The 13,967-nt window shown below is 70.4% G+C and carries 14 protein-coding genes; 5 read left to right on the plus strand and 9 right to left on the minus strand.

What is annotated here, in order from left to right; genetic code table 11:
• Nucleotides 1–5: 5 nt before the first annotated feature.
• On the minus strand, nucleotides 6–641 hold the full coding sequence (locus CHC08_RS16130; RefSeq protein ID WP_245878353.1) for a hypothetical protein: 636 nt from the start codon (nucleotides 639–641) through the stop codon (nucleotides 6–8).
• 105 nt (nucleotides 642–746) lie between these two features.
• A complete protein-coding gene (locus tag CHC08_RS16135; protein WP_089208087.1) occupies nucleotides 747–1,412 on the minus strand; it encodes a DUF4097 family beta strand repeat-containing protein in 666 nt (221 codons plus the stop codon).
• 222 nt (nucleotides 1,413–1,634) lie between these two features.
• Here CHC08_RS16135 and CHC08_RS16140 point away from each other — a divergent pair, with 222 nt between their 5' ends.
• Entirely contained in the window at nucleotides 1,635–2,369 is a 735-nt protein-coding gene (locus tag CHC08_RS16140; RefSeq protein ID WP_089208141.1) for a GbsR/MarR family transcriptional regulator, read from the plus strand.
• A 191-nt stretch (nucleotides 2,370–2,560) separates the two neighbouring features.
• On the opposite strand, the gene CHC08_RS16145 is transcribed toward CHC08_RS16140, so the two are convergent.
• The 6 genes from CHC08_RS16145 to CHC08_RS16170 all read right to left on the minus strand — a co-directional run bounded on the left by CHC08_RS16145 (nucleotide 2,561) and on the right by CHC08_RS16170 (nucleotide 7,820).
• Entirely contained in the window at nucleotides 2,561–3,055 is a 495-nt protein-coding gene (locus CHC08_RS16145) for a hypothetical protein (RefSeq protein ID WP_179282067.1), read from the minus strand.
• 159 nt (nucleotides 3,056–3,214) lie between these two features.
• Nucleotides 3,215–4,069, minus strand: a complete 855-nt coding sequence (locus tag CHC08_RS16150; RefSeq protein WP_089208088.1) for an alpha/beta fold hydrolase — start codon at nucleotides 4,067–4,069, stop codon at nucleotides 3,215–3,217.
• Nucleotides 4,070–4,326: 257 nt separating this feature from the next.
• The gene (locus CHC08_RS16155; protein ID WP_143653233.1) at nucleotides 4,327–4,620 is read right to left on the minus strand and encodes a hypothetical protein; all 294 of its coding nucleotides are present in this window, start codon (nucleotides 4,618–4,620) and stop codon (nucleotides 4,327–4,329) included.
• Nucleotides 4,621–4,715: 95 nt separating this feature from the next.
• A complete protein-coding gene (locus CHC08_RS16160; protein ID WP_089208090.1) occupies nucleotides 4,716–5,891 on the minus strand; it encodes a helix-turn-helix domain-containing protein in 1,176 nt (391 codons plus the stop codon).
• A gap of 64 nt (nucleotides 5,892–5,955) precedes the next feature.
• Nucleotides 5,956–6,612 (minus strand): HAD family hydrolase, encoded by a 657-nt coding sequence (locus CHC08_RS16165; protein ID WP_089208091.1) that lies wholly within the window; start codon nucleotides 6,610–6,612, stop codon nucleotides 5,956–5,958.
• 224 nt (nucleotides 6,613–6,836) lie between these two features.
• Complete coding sequence (locus CHC08_RS16170; protein ID WP_089208092.1) at nucleotides 6,837–7,820, minus strand: GlxA family transcriptional regulator; 984 nt, start codon at nucleotides 7,818–7,820, stop codon at nucleotides 6,837–6,839.
• A gap of 112 nt (nucleotides 7,821–7,932) precedes the next feature.
• Between CHC08_RS16170 and CHC08_RS16175 the strand changes: the two genes are divergently transcribed.
• Both CHC08_RS16175 and CHC08_RS16180 read left to right on the plus strand, forming a co-directional pair.
• Nucleotides 7,933–8,907, plus strand: a complete 975-nt coding sequence (locus CHC08_RS16175; protein ID WP_089208142.1) for an NADP-dependent oxidoreductase — start codon at nucleotides 7,933–7,935, stop codon at nucleotides 8,905–8,907.
• 131 nt (nucleotides 8,908–9,038) lie between these two features.
• Nucleotides 9,039–9,725 (plus strand): class I SAM-dependent methyltransferase, encoded by a 687-nt coding sequence (locus CHC08_RS16180; RefSeq protein ID WP_089208093.1) that lies wholly within the window; start codon nucleotides 9,039–9,041, stop codon nucleotides 9,723–9,725.
• 129 nt (nucleotides 9,726–9,854) lie between these two features.
• Here the strand turns inward: CHC08_RS16180 and CHC08_RS16185 are convergent, their stop codons facing one another.
• Nucleotides 9,855–11,015, minus strand: coding sequence for a LacI family DNA-binding transcriptional regulator (locus CHC08_RS16185; RefSeq protein ID WP_089208094.1), 1,161 nt, complete (start codon nucleotides 11,013–11,015; stop codon nucleotides 9,855–9,857).
• 50 nt (nucleotides 11,016–11,065) lie between these two features.
• Between CHC08_RS16185 and CHC08_RS16190 the strand changes: the two genes are divergently transcribed.
• Nucleotides 11,066–12,433: an MFS transporter gene (locus CHC08_RS16190; protein WP_179282068.1), complete on the plus strand. Its 1,368-nt coding sequence runs from the start codon at nucleotides 11,066–11,068 to the stop codon at nucleotides 12,431–12,433.
• Nucleotides 12,434–12,735: 302 nt separating this feature from the next.
• The gene (locus CHC08_RS16195) at nucleotides 12,736–13,953 is read left to right on the plus strand and encodes an MFS transporter (protein WP_143653234.1); all 1,218 of its coding nucleotides are present in this window, start codon (nucleotides 12,736–12,738) and stop codon (nucleotides 13,951–13,953) included.
• Nucleotides 13,954–13,967 lie beyond the last annotated feature (14 nt).

The raw sequence follows: 13,967 nt of genomic DNA on the forward strand, positions 1-13,967 counted from the left end.
GGAGCCTACTGAGTGCCTGTGACGGCCGTGATGACGCGCTCGATCACGTCGGCCCAGGGGCGCGCGGTCACCGTCGGGACGCCCGCCTCCGCTGCCTGCTCGGTGAGGCGATCACCGTAGAGGGCGCTCACCCGGGCGCGTTGGAGCTGCTCGCCGAGGCCGGGTTCGCGGCGCAGGTAGTTCGCCACGATCTGGGCTTCGTCGGGCTCGTGCAGGACCACGGCGGCGACCCGTCCCTTGGCGGGGATCCCGGCGAAACCGTCGCGCGTGGCGAGGGAGGGCAGGAGGTAGTCTCCCTCGATGATCACCGGGGTGTCGGTCTCCAGGTGGTTTCCCACGATCGCGTCCACCGCGGGAACGAGCGCCTCGGCGACGGCGACCTGCAGCTCGACGATGTCCGCCGGGGGCAGCCGCGCGGCTTCGGGGTGGGTGCGCCAGTAGTGCAGGATCGGCTGCTGCTCCGGTGTGGTCATGGCCTGCAGCGCCTCGACGAGGTCGTCCACCTCCACGATCGGGACCCCGTAGTGCCGTGCCAGCGGGTAGCTCACCTGGGTCTTCCCGGTCCCGGAGGCGCCGCAGAGGAGCAGGACGCTCCAGGTGGGCCGCCCGCCTCCGTCCATCGCGATGACTTCCCGGTCCACATTCATCCCTCTCATCCGCGGTCACCAATTATCACCGGATGATGAAATGTCGCATAAGGGGAGAGCGACGGCCGGTTGGAGGGTGCGAGGTCGGAGGGGGTGGGTTTAGAGGCTGCGGGCGGTGATGTCGCCGTGGGAGGTGGTGGCACGGATGTCGAGATCGGCGCTGCCGTTGTTTGTGAGGGCGTTGCTGATGCGGCCGTAGCCGGTACCGGCGTCCAGCGCGGCCGACACCCCGGCCGCGGCACCGATCGAGATGTCACCGGACTGGGTGCGCAGCACCACCGTGCCGCGTACGGCCTCGGTGATGCGGATGTCGCCCCGGGTGGTGCTGATCTCGGCGGGGCCGCCCAGGCGGCCGATCTCGACGTCGCCGTCGATCGCGGTGAGATGGACGCCGGCGGCTTCGTCGATTTTGATCTGGTGGTGGGCGCCGTTGACGGTGAGGTCGCCCAGGCGGCCGACGCCGCGCAGTTCGGCGGCGGCGGCCGTGGCCTTCAGGTGGGAGCCGGTGGGTAGCTGAACGGTGATTTGCAGGGAGCCGGAGGGGCCGAACAGCTGGTGGGTGGGCGGGGGGGTGTGGATGCGCAGGATGCCGTCGGTGTGGGTGGCGGTGGTCTGTGCGGCGGCCTGGACGTCGCGGGTTTTGGCGGGGTTGGTGGGCCGGATCTCGACGGTGGTGTCGGTGCGGTCGGCGGCGATGAGCTGGAGGCGGCCGGCGGGGATGTCGATGATGGTGGTGATCGGGGTGGGGGTGGCGAACTTCTGCATGGTGTGCTCCTGCGCCTTGTTGTTTCTGACAGTGGAAACGCTACGTTGCATTCCATTTCAAGGCAACATGCTCGTTGCGAGCAATCGATATCTTTGCAGGTAGAAGCTGAAAAATCGTTGCGATGGCATTGAAGAGAATGCAACGGCAGTTCTCCTGTGTGTTGCAATGGAGTGAGAGTGAACGCTATGGTGAGGGCCTCAGGGAACACGAAGGAGATCGCGATGCCGGGAGGCAGACTCACCCAGCAGGACCGCCAGCAGATCGCGCTGGGGCTGGCCGACGGCCTTGCCTACGCCGAGATCGCCCGAGGTCTGGACCGTCCCACCTCCACGATCACGCGTGAGGTGATGCGCAACGGCGGCCCCACCGCCTACCGCGCCGACCTGGCCCACCGCGCCACCGAACGCCGCACCCACCGGCGCAGCCCGGCCGCGCCCCAGGGGTCGCAGGCGCCGGCGCAGCCCTACGGACGCGACGCCGAGGCCGTGCGCGAGTACGAGGAGACGCTCACCACCGTCTTCATGCAATCGGGCCTGCCCAAGATGATGGCCCGGGTGCTGGGCTGCATCTACACCACCGACGCGGGCAGCATCACCACGTCCGAGCTCGTCCAGCGTCTGAAGGTCAGCCCGGCGTCCATCTCCAAAGCGATCACGTTCCTCGAAAGCCAGGACCTCGTCCGTCGGCAGCGCGACGAAGGCCGCCGTGAGCGCTACGTCGTCGACGACGACCTCTGGTACCAGTCGTCGATCGCCAGCGCCCGAGCCAACGACCAACTCGTCGAGACCGCACGGCAGGGCGTCGCCATCCTCGGCCCCGGCACCCCGGCCGCCACCCGCCTCGAAAACACCGCCCGCTTCCTCGACTTCGTCACCGAGAGCCTCCTCCGCGCCGCGGAGCAGGCCCGCGAGGTCCTCCACAGCAAAGCCGAAGCCCCCGAGCCCACCGACCAGTGATCAAGTGTGCGGCCCGACTCTGCAGCGTTCCGGTGCCCCCGAGCGCGGCCCGCGGCGACCGATACCCGTCCGCGTTCATGTCCGGTCTCGGCGTGGGCAACTGAGCCCGGCTCTCCGGCGCCGGTGACCGGCGCACGACGCCGGCGGCCGTGACGCTGTCGCCTCTGACGGCAGGAGAGCCAAGCCGGTGATCAGTCGGTGTCGCCGCCGCTGACGACGGCGACCCGGTCCTGCACGGAGAGGGACGCCAGACCGCGCCGGGCGAAAAACAGGCAGCCCGCCAGGAGGGTCACGCCGGACAGCACGCCGCTGACGAAGGGCACCCATTCGACGGCGGATGTCGCCGACAGGACGAGCCCGGCGACACCGAACAGGCTGAGGATCACACCGGGCAGGATGATGCCGCGGTGCTTCCAGGCCGGTGCCAAGGCGATGAAATGGACACCGACGACAAACGCGATCCAGGCGACGTTGGTCTCCTCGGGCCGTTCCCAGGCGCGAAACACCGCGATCCCGCCGAAGAGCAGGACGACCTCGGCGACGACGACCAGCCAGTAGCCCCGGTTGAACATCCTCGCCGCCGGCGGCCCCGGAATACCGGCCGGTTGGGCTCCCTCGGCCCTTCCTCGCCTGCCGGCAAGGACCCACATGGCGATGACGCAGGCGAGGCTGACGGAGGCGGCCACCCGAAGGACGATTCCAACCACTGTGTTCAGGGGGCTGTGTGCGTTGACGATCACAAAAACCGTCCCAAAAACCGCACCGATCAACATTCCGGTCATACGTTGCATGGCGCGAAATCCTATAGCACCTTGATCACCGGCAGCCTCGGAGCGTTATGAGCCTCAGGACAGGAAGCCCGCGACGGCGTCGAGCCACGCGCGGGGCTGGTCGACGTGGGCCATGTGGCCCGCTTCCTCGATCACCACGGCACGGGCCGAGGGAATCAACCTCGTGGTCTCGTCGACCAGGGCCACGGGGAAGATCATGTCTTGCCGGCCGTGGAGCAGGAGCAGAGGGACGCCGAGGGCCGCGAGCCGCTGGGCCGCGTCCGGATGACGGGCGGTGGGCAGGGCGCCGACCCTCCAGGAGCGCATCCACTCCCCGGAGAAGTGGACACCCGCCAGGCGATCCAGGTAGGCGGGCAGCACCTCCGGGCGCCAGACGTTCGCCCCCGCCCCGGCGACCGCCGCCGCGCGAGTGAGTTCGGGGCCGGACAGCGACGTGTCAGACCATACGGCGGCCTCCGGAGCGCGCCGCTCCTCGCGTTCGTGCCAGCCGTCGAAGGCGTCAGGGGGCACCGGCAGAACGCTGCTGGAGGCGATGACGAGCCGTCGGACGCGCTCGGGCGCGGCCAGGACCAGACGCTGGGCGATCAGGCCTCCGTAGGAGAAGCCCAGGACGTCGATCCGCGGGGTGCCGAACGCGTCCAGCAGGGCGACGAGGTCGGCGGTGGCCGCGGCGGGGGTGTACCGGTCGTCGCTGAGGCCACGGGTGGAACGCCCGCAGCCGCGCAGGTCCGCCAGGATCACCCGGTGGCGGCCGGCGAGCTCCGCGAGCGGTTCGCGCAGGTAGGTGTGGTCCCAGTCGGGGCCTCCGTGGATCACCAGCAGGGTGCGATCGGCGGGACCCGGTGTCTGCGCGACGAACAGCTCCACGACGGGTTCGGCGGACACGGCCACAACGCTCTCGGTGAACATCCGGCCAGTGTCCCAGCGGATGAAAGTGGGGGCGCGAGCCACGATCCCCGATGGCTCGCGCCCCCACAACGCACGGTTCCGGCCCTCCAACACGGCGCCGTGCGGGCTTTTCCGCTGCGCCGTACCTCAAGGAAGGAGTACGGCGAGTCGCGGTCAATCGCGGTCATGACGATCGGCGAGGCAGGAGACGCGGCGATATGGCAGCTGACCGGCCGCAACCCGACTGAGGCCGGTCGCCGGCCATATCGCCGCGTCGGTCAGGAGGCCGGTCGCCCGACTTCCGCGAGGACGCGCTCAACGCGGTCCGCCGCGGCGACGATGTCGGATGCCGGGGTGATGGCCGTTCGCCAGGGGAACCAGAACCAGAGCACGCCTTTGGCGTCCGGCAGGGCCATGACGTTCTCGCTCAGAGCGGGGGCCGCGGGATTGATGACGGTAAGGAAGTGGGGCCGCCCCTTGGCCGTGCTCAGCAGTACGGAGAATCTGCGGCTCTCCAGTTCGTTGCCGAGTTTGCTCAGGTAGTCGATGACCTGTTGCGTATCCACTGGCACGGGATTTCCTTGATGGACTGAGGAGTGATGTTCTACAAGACTGACCGTCGGACACCCCCGCGAGTGACACAGAGTGTGTCAGTGGTGATTCTCTGTCAGATCGCGCGCACCCAGGCGGCGAAGCTGAGGAAGGCATCGGGTGGCGTCCTCTGGAGCCGCAGCAAGGTGATCAGCATTTCGCGGACCCGGGGATGCTCGCGAGTGTGCTGGGGCGCGATTTTCCGCGCCCGTTGCAGTGAGGCGAAGGCATCGTCGCGCCTGCCCGTCCAGAGCTGGGCCTGAGCCAGGTCGATGTAGTAGTGGGAACGTCGCTCCGCCGGTAGCGCCTGCGGTGGTGTCCAGCCTCCCGCCGCCCGCTCCGCGCGCTCGCCGTCCCCGAGCTCAACGGCCACGGAGACCTCGTGGATGCGGACGGACGACGACCCGAAGGCCGTGCCGTGGTACACGCCCTCCGGCACGTGCCGGGCGCTCTCCTTCGCCTCGCCCAGGTGGTCCCAGGCCGTCGTGGCCTTGCCCGACCTTCCGGCCACCACCGCCGCGCGCATGTGCAGCGACCCGTAGGCGGCTGCGGCGGCGGTTGACGCTCCCGGGTTCACCTGAGCGGCCGCCACCTCCAGCGCACGGAGCGCAGGGCCGAGGTTGTGGTCGGCGAAGAACACCTCGGTACGGACGTAGGCCGCGGCGGCGCTCACCAACTCGTCGCCGCTCATGGCGGCCGACCAGCGCATCAGCTCGATGATGCGCGACGAGAGATCGAGGTACTGGTATTTGAACGCGACCCCGTCGGCGGCACGATAGGCCAGCGCGAGCAGCGTGGCGGCGCGCTCCCGCTCGCGACCCGTATGCGCGTGGAAGACCCGGATGAGCTCTGGAAGGAGGCTGGGGAGTGCCTTCGCGAGCTTGGTGTACTGGGATTCGAGACGCCAGGTGACCGCTGCCCGGACTGCGGTGTCCAGCTCCCGGAGCGTACGGATCGGACCGTCCTCCGGCAGGTCGAAGGAGCCGATGACCTGCCGGATGCCGGGGATCGCGGCGTGCACGCGACTGTCGGTCGGAGGGAGGGCCCCGGTGAGACGGCTCGGGTCCACGTCGAGTGCGTCGCCGACGGCGATGAGTATGGCGGGAGTCGCGCGCCTGCTCCCTTGCTCGATCTTGCGGATAAGGCTGGCCGACAGGTTCGCGGCGGCGGCGAGTTGCACCTGGCTCAGCCGACGACCGGTGCGGACGGCGGCTATACGCCTGCCGGTGGGAACGAATTCGGGGAGAGACACATCAACTCCGCTCCGTTATATTTCCCTGGAACGGTACTCGGCGCAGACGTCTCGTATGAGGGGTTCAGGCCATTCGTCGGTCCTGGCTGAGCAGTGCGGGTAACTCGGAAAGGGAGTTGATCCGCCGGTCGGCGGCCTCGATCAACGCGGGGTCACTCGCCCAGAGGTGCCCCCAGGGGCCACGACGGATGGCAGCGGTACGGAGACCGGCCGCTCTCGCCGGGAGGATGTCGTTGTCGCGGTGATCCCCCACGTAAACGATCTCCGCTGAACCGCCGGGAGCCATCTCGATGACCCGCCGGAAAAAGGCCGGATCCGGCTTGGCGACCCCCCACTCGCCGGACGTCGCGATCAGGTCCACCGGCAGGTTCAATTTCCGGAGCAGTTCGGCCGCCCTCGGGGTCTGGTTGCCGGCGACGCCGATCCACAGCCCGGCCTCCCGCAGGGCGGAAAGCGCGGGACGCACGTCCGCGTAGAGATCGCACTCCTCGATGCTCTCTCCCACCCCGGCGTCCTCACGACGCCGGCGCTCAAGGTGAAGATCGAAGCCGGGCCGGAAATACGCGAAGGCCTCGGAGCTGTCCCGCCCCGCCGCTGTCACGGCCCCCAGAACAGCGGAGAACGTGTGGCGCGGTACGCCGATCCAGTCGGCCCACGCGCCGAACTCCCGGCTGTCATCGAGCAGCGTCTCGCCGACGTCGAATACAACAGAAAGGATCATCTCGTCAGCGTACGGACAACGGTCTCCGTGCGGTGACCACTTCATCGACAAAATAAAATTTCCGTGTGTAATCGGTATTGTCAGGAGCAGGGCGACGGGCCGGCTGACTCGACGGCGCGTCCCAGCGGATGCGCGGCGCGATCGCGAAGGGGTTCAGCCGGTTCGAGGTTGTCGCCACGGGTATCCGGCCGCGGGCGGACGGCGGCGGGTGTTCCGGAAGCCGATCAGCACGGTGTGCTCACCGGTGCGTGGTCGTCGGCGCGGAACGTGTGGCGGTAGGTCGTGGGCGAGACGCCGGTCGTGGCCACCAGGTGCTGGCGCAGAGAGGTGGCGGTCCCGAAGCCCGCCTCGTCGGCGACGCGATCCACCGGCAGGTCGGTGGTCTCCAGCAGGCGACGCGCGTGCTCGACCCGTTGCCGGGTCAGCCACTGGCCGGGGGTCATCCCCACCTCGTCGCGGAAGCGCCGGGAGAACGTGCGGACGCTCATCCGCGCGTGACCGGCCAGTTCGGCCAGCGAGAGCGGCCGATGGAGCTGCTCAAGCGCCCATGCGCGGGTCGACGACGTGGTGGTCGCCGACGGTTCGGGCACCGGACGCCGGATGAACTGCGCCTGGCCGCCTTCGCGCCACGGCGGTACGACGCAGAGGCGAGCCACCCGGTTGGCGACCTCGCTGCCGTGGTCGCGACGCAGGATGTGCATGCACAGGTCGATGCCGGCGGCGACCCCCGCCGCGGTGAGCACGTCGCCGTCGTCGACGAACAGGACGTCCGGATCGACCTTGACCTTGGGGAACATCCGCTGGAAATGGTCGGCCTCGTTCCAGTGCGTGGTCGCCTGACGGCCGTCGAGCAGGCCCGCGGCGGCGAGGACGTACGACGCGGTGCAGATCGACACGATGCGGGTGCCTCGCCGGAGGCGGGTGAACGCATCGGCCAGCGGTTCGGGGAGCCAGTTCCTGCCCTCCCCGGGGTCGCACGTGAACGGAGGGATCACCAGGGTGTCCGCTGTCTCGAAGGCCTCGATCCCGTGTTCTACGGTGACGGCGAAGTCGGCGCCCGTCGTGACCGGACCGCCGTCGAGGCTGCAGGTGATCACCTCGTAGAGCGGCTCGTCGCTCTCTCCGACCGCGGTGCCGAAGATCCGGACGGGGATGCTCAGCTCGAACGGATAGACACCCTCAAGGGCCAGTACGACGACTCGATGCATGGCCGGATTCTTTCATATGTTGGCTATCTGGCCACTCGCAGGCGTCGGCCGATTCCAGCACCGTTGGTCGCACACCGGCGGGAGAACCGAACGAGAGCAAGGGGACGTGACGATGCGCGCCATCGGTCAGAAATCGCTGGGAGGGCCCGAAGTGCTGAAGGTGGTCGAGGTGGACCGTCCTGAACCGGGCACTTCGGAGGTGCTCGTCCGGGTCCACGCGGCCGGAGTCAACCCGACCGACTGGTGGAACCGGGCCACCGGGGGGCTGCTGGGCGACTCGCCGGTCAGGCTGGGGTGGGACGTGTCCGGCGTGATCGAGGCCGTCGGGATCGGCGTCACCATGTTCAAGCCCGGCGACGAGGTGTTCGGCATGCCGCGGCACCCTCAGGAGGCGGGCACGTACGCGGAGTACGTGACCTCCCCGGCGCGGCATCTCACTCGCAAACCGGCCGGGCTCTCCCACGTGGAGGCCGCCGCGCTTCCCCTGGCCGCGCTCACCGCGTGGCAGGCGCTGGTGGAGACCGCCGACGTACGTCCGGGTCAGCGCGTGCTGATCCACGCGGCGGCGGGCGGCGTCGGCCACCTCGCCGTCCAGATCGCCAAGGCGCGGGGCGCGTACGTCATCGGCACCGCCCGCTCGGCCAAGCACGCCTTTGTCCTCGGCCTCGGCACCGACGAGGTCGTCGATTACACCGAGGTCGATTTTGCGTCGGCCGTCCGCGACGTCGACATAGTGATCGACACCATCGGGGGTGACTACGGGCCACGCTCACTTCGGACCCTGCGCGACGGCGGCATCGTCGTGTCGCTCGCCTCACCGGCCGAGGCGTACCTGGCGTCCGAGGCGCACGCGCTCGGTCTCCGGGCCGGGTTCATGATCGTCGAGGCCGACCAGGCGGGGATGAGGGAGATCGCGTCGCTCGTCGAGACGGGACGGCTCCGCGTCGAGATCGACACGGTTCTGCCGCTCGAACAGGCGGCCAAGGCCCACGAGATCGGCGAGGCGGGCCGTACGACCGGAAAGATCGTCCTTACCGTTGTCGGTGAGGACCCGTTCAGGCCGAAGAGATCATTCGACCTGCGGTGACGCGCCTGCGAATCGGCCGGGAACCTCCTCCCGCCGGATGCCGTCGATGAGGCCGGCCATTGGCTGAAGAAGTTCATTTTGAGCGCCTTACGGCCGTCCGTCGAGCGGGATGGTCGCGCAGGATGGCGGTCATGGAATCACGACGGCTTTACCACGGCACCGGCCCAGGACCGATCACCCCGGACGGTTGCGCGGTCGACTACTACGCGATGCTCACGCCCAGCGGTGAGCCGGAGCGCATTCACGCGGCGATCCCGGAGGGGGCGTCCATCCTTGAGCTCGGCGCGGGCGCGGGCCGGATCACGCACAGCCTCCTGGCCCTCGGGCACAAGGTGGTCGCCGTGGACGAGTCACCCGAGATGCTCGCACATGTCAGGGGGGCCGAGACGGTCTGCTCCTCCATCCAGTCCCTGGCCCTCCACAGAACGTTCGACGTCGTCCTGCTCATGTCGTTCGTGATCGAGACGGCCGACGACGAGCTGCGCCGGGCGTTTCTGAGGACCTGCCGCGAGCACGTCGCCGATGACGGGTGCGTGATCCTGCAGCGCCAGCCTCCCGAGTGGTACGACACGATCCGGCCCTTCGAACGGGACACCGACGACGGCCGTACCGTCCGCATGACGGAGATCAGCCGGCCGGAGCCCGATCTCCTCGCCGCCACCATGGAGTACACGGTCGACGACCGGCGCTGGACCCACTTCTTCCTCAGCCGGCGCCTCGACGACGACTTCCTTGAGGCGGAACTCGGTGAGGCGGGCCTGACGATGTCCGGATTCCTGGGTGGCGACCGCGGATGGGTGCGCGCGGTGCCGCGCTGACCTGTGCTGCCCCGTACGGCCGACGCGATCGAACTCCGGCGGATCCGGGCGCAAGCCGGTGGAGTGTCTCCGAACCTTGCCCGGGTTGTTCCGGGGGCAGGTGCTGTCACCGGTCACGGGGCGACCCGGTCAAGGTTGTGCGCGGCGCCGCTGGGACCGACGGGTGGAGGCGCGTCTGACCAGGTTCCAGGCGACCTCGGCGTCCCGGTCGGTGGAGGTGAGACGGCCGAGGGCGATTCGGGCGCAGCGGGCGCCCTGGTCGCGTAGGGACTGTGCGACGGTGGTGAGCCCGGCGGGGGCGGCGGCGTCGGTGTCGTCCCAGCCGCTGACGGTGACGTCGCCGGGAACGGCGAACCCCAGGCGGGCGGCGGTGCGGAGGGTGCCCAGGGCCAGCTCGTCGCCCATCGCGGCGATGGCGTCGCAGGCGTCCGGGCCGGTGAGCAGTTCGGCGGCGAGCGCCTCGGCCTCGCGGGCGCTGTTGATCGAGCAGACGGCCACGCGGACCTGCGACCACTCGCCGCCGGCCTTGGCCCAGGCGTCGCGGAAGCCGAGCAGACGCCGGCGGGTGACCCGGAAGGTCGCGGCGTCGGGGTCGATCCCGGACGCGGCGCCGGCGGTTGTGGCGTCGGGGTCGATTCCGGACGCGGCGCCGGGAACGGTGCCCGCGGTCGCGGCGCCGAAGGTCACGGTGGAGATTCTGTCGCGGTCGAGCGGAAAGCTGAGCACCGCCGGTCGCCGCGCGCCCGCGAACACCTCGCGGCCCACGGCCTCGGCGGCGGCCCGGTCGTCCACGGCCACGAAGGAGAGGCCGTCACGGCGCGGCCCGCCGTGGACCACGGCGGGCAGGCCGGTGGCGGCGATGGCGTCGATGACGGGGTCGTCGTCGGCGGTGGTCCAGACGACAAAGCCGTCGACGGCCGCCTCGGTGACCCGGTCGACGTCGGAGGGGCCTCCGGTGATGGGGACGAGGGTCAGTGCCATGCCGTGGTCGGCGCAGACCCCTGCGACGCCGGACAGGAAGCGGGTCGCCTGCGGGTCGTCGAAGGCATAGGTGAGGTGCTCGCCGAGGACGACGCCCAGGGTGCCGGTACGGCCCCGGCGCAGTGAGCGCGCTCCGGGGTGCGGGCCCGGGTAGCCGAGGCGCTCGGCGGCCTCGCGGACCCTGGCCCTGGTGTCGGCGGAGACCCGCTCGGGCCGGCCGTAGGTGTAGGAGACGGTCATCACCGACACCCCGGCCGCATGGGCGACCTCCACCATGGTCGCTCGCCGCCGGGCCGCCGTCTCGCTCATGAGCAGAGGATATCTATTCAGGATTATGATCTTTGTGTATCGTTACACACATGCCGATTCCGAAGGGCGCCGTCCGCGCACGCACCGCCTGCGTAAGCTTCGCCGCCTTCGGTGCTTTTTGGGGGGTCTGGGGTGCTTCGGTGCCCGCGATCCGGGCCCAGGCGGAGATCGGTGACGGCCAGTTGGGGACGGCGCTGCTGTTCGTGGGTGCCGGGGCTCTGCCCACGATGCTCGCCACCGGAAGGGCGGTGGATCGCTGGGGATATCGGGTGACGGCCGCCCTGCTCGTGGTGCTCGGCGCGGTGGGGGTGGCGGTGGCCGCCACGGCGCGAGACTTCCTGAGTCTGTCGGCGGGACTGGCGCTGCTCGGCGCGTCCTCCGGTGCGGCGGACGTCGCCATCAACGCGGCGGCGGGCTCGGCCGAACGAGCGGCGGGAAGACCGGTCGTCATCCGCGCACACGGGTTCTTCTCCGCGGGGGTGGTGCTCGGCAGTCTCTCCACCGGGCTGCTGGCCGGTCTCGGGACACCGGTCATCGTGCCGTTCCTCCTGGTAGCGGCCCTCCTGGTGGGAGCGGGTCTCGCCGTCATGGCCGACGGACGGGCGGCCTCCGCGCTGCCGGGCGCGGGCGGGTGGGTCGTTTCGACGGTGCCGGGGACGGGCGGGCAGGCCGTTTCGACGATGCCGGGCGCGGATGGGCGGTCCGCTCCGGCGGTGCCGGGCGTGGAGGGGCGGGCGGTCTTGGCGGGAGCGGAGCGCGATGCGGCACGTGGGCCCGCGTCGCGAAGGGCAGGCGTGCGCCTGCTGCCCCTACTGGTGATCGGCGGGCTGGGCGCGCTGGCCTTCGGCCTGGAGAACGCCCACCAGAGCTGGGGGGCGGTCTATCTCGCCGACATGCTCGCCGCGGGCCCGGTGCTCGCCGCGGCCGGCCCGGCGGTCTTCGCCGCCATCGTCGCCCTCACCCGTTTCACGGCGGGCTCGGTGGGATCCCGCCGGGCCACACCCCTGCTCGTCGCCGGTGCCACGACGGCCGGTGTCGGAACCCTGGTGGTGGCCGTCGCCGATGCCGTGCCGATCGCCCTGCTCGGGCTCGCCCTGGCCGCGGCCGGTACGGCGGTGCTCTTTCCCACGCTGATCAGCCTTGTCACCGCACACGTCGACGACGCCGCGCGGGGGCGGGCGACGTCCATCGTGACCACCGTGGCCTACCTGGGGTTCCTCGCAGGGCCGGTCTACGTCGGACGTTGGGCCGAGGCGACCGGCCTCTCCGGGGCGATGGTGGCGGTGGCCGCCCTGGCCGCCACCCTCGCCATCCTGGCCTGGCCGGCCCTTCGGTCGGTCGTTCGCCCCGGCTCCTCGTGGGATGTGATCCCGGATGATCTCGGCCTTGCCGAGAAGGCATCCAGCCGTGACTCGTGACGGGCACATTCCACCCGTAGGCCGAGAAAGGCCTCCAGTTTTGATCCGTGACAGCACGTCCCGTCGGAGGTCGGGGAAGACTCCGGTCCTGACGCGTGACGGCAGACCCCACCGGAGGCCGGGCATGTTTTGTGGCATAAACTCTGGGGCCGTTGTGTTCTGAACGGACGCACACCCCGTACGAACACACGCACTGACCGCTCGGCGGCCGCGACAGCGGTATCACCCCGGTCGAAGCCCGTCACCCCCGGCGGGCTTCCGAGCCGGGCGGAGTCTCCGTCTGGATGTTGGATGGAGATCCGTTGAAGTCGTATTTCGCCGTGCTCGGCTCGCCCGGAGCATGGCGCTTCCTCGTCCCCGCGTTCATCGCGCGCCTGCCGTACGCGATGCTCCAGCTCGGGGTTCTTCTGCTCGTGCACTGGTCCACCGGTTCGTACGGCGCGGCAGGCATCGCCGCCGCCGCTGCCGCGGTGTCACCGGCGCTGGTCGGCCCGCAGACCGGACGGCTCGCCGACAGGTACGGCCAGGCGAAGGTGCTGATCCCGCAGGTCGTCGTGCACGCCGCCGCGCTGGGCGCCCTGCTGCTCCTCGCCTCGGCACGCGTCTCGGCGGTCCCGCTGGTGGTCGTCTCGGCGCTGGCCGGCGCCACGGTGCCGCAGGTCGGCTCGATGGTCCGTGCCCGCTGGGCGCACGTGCTCGGCGGCTCGGGCAGGCTGAGTACGGCCTTCGCCCTGGAGTCCATCACCGACGAGCTGACCTTCACCCTCGCGCCGGTGCTGCTGGTGGCCATCTCGACCGGTTTCTCGCCGGTCTGGGCGCTGCTCGTGGCACTGGTCATGGTCGTGGCCGGGACGCTCGTGTTCGCCGCGGTCCGCAAGGGCGCCCCCGAGCCGATGCCGGTGCGGGTCCGTTCCCAGCACGGGGTGCTGCGGCTGCGCGGCGTGGCCGTGCTCGCGGTGGCCTTCGTCGCCCTCGGCACCGTCTTCGGCAGCCTTCAGGTCGGCATCACCTCCTACACCGCGGCCCTCGGCCACGCCGCCGCCGCCGGGCCGATCTACGCGAGCTTCTCCGGCGCCAGCTTCGTCGGTGGCATTCTCTACGGCGTGGTCAGCTGGCGGATCGGCGCCCCGGCCAGGCTGGCCGCCACCCTCGGCCTGCTCTCCGCGGCCACCGTCGCCCTGACGCTCGCCGGATCCATCCCGCTGCTGTACGGCGGGGCGGTCTTGGCCGGGTTTGTCATCGCCCCCGCCCTCATCACCGGCTACACCCTGGTGGAGGGCCTGATCCCGGCCGAGGTCAGGACCGAGGCGTTCGCCTGGCTCAACGGATCCGTCGGGCTGGGCATCGCCCTCGGTGCGGCCGTCGCCGGTCAGCTCGTGGACCGCTTCGGCGAGGCCCTGGCCTTTTTTGTCCCTCCGGTCACGACCGGCCTGGCCGCCCTGCTCGTGCTGGCCTTCCTGCGCAGCCTGCGGCCCGGAGCCGACCGCGCCCAGGCCCGCGAACTGGTCACGACCGCCTGAGAGCCGAGTCCTGG

Origin of the sequence: Streptosporangium subroseum, assembly GCF_900188345.1 — a bacterium.
Classification (GTDB): Bacteria; Actinomycetota; Actinomycetes; order Streptosporangiales; family Streptosporangiaceae; genus Streptosporangium; species Streptosporangium subroseum.

Bases quoted from the DNA above. Each gene is read 5' to 3' on its own strand.
- CHC08_RS16135 (WP_089208087.1), bottom strand. From the start codon at position 1,412: ATGCAGAAGTTCGCCACCCCCACCCCGATCACCACCATCATCGACATC.
- CHC08_RS16140 (WP_089208141.1), top strand. From the start codon at position 1,635: ATGCCGGGAGGCAGACTCACCCAGCAGGACCGCCAGCAGATCGCGCTG.
- CHC08_RS16150 (WP_089208088.1), bottom strand. From the start codon at position 4,069: ATGTTCACCGAGAGCGTTGTGGCCGTGTCCGCCGAACCCGTCGTGGAG.
- CHC08_RS16165 (WP_089208091.1), bottom strand. From the start codon at position 6,612: ATGATCCTTTCTGTTGTATTCGACGTCGGCGAGACGCTGCTCGATGAC.
- CHC08_RS16170 (WP_089208092.1), bottom strand. From the start codon at position 7,820: ATGCATCGAGTCGTCGTACTGGCCCTTGAGGGTGTCTATCCGTTCGAG.
- CHC08_RS16175 (WP_089208142.1), top strand. From the start codon at position 7,933: ATGCGCGCCATCGGTCAGAAATCGCTGGGAGGGCCCGAAGTGCTGAAG.
- CHC08_RS16180 (WP_089208093.1), top strand. From the start codon at position 9,039: ATGGAATCACGACGGCTTTACCACGGCACCGGCCCAGGACCGATCACC.
- CHC08_RS16185 (WP_089208094.1), bottom strand. From the start codon at position 11,015: ATGAGCGAGACGGCGGCCCGGCGGCGAGCGACCATGGTGGAGGTCGCC.
- CHC08_RS16190 (WP_179282068.1), top strand. From the start codon at position 11,066: ATGCCGATTCCGAAGGGCGCCGTCCGCGCACGCACCGCCTGCGTAAGC.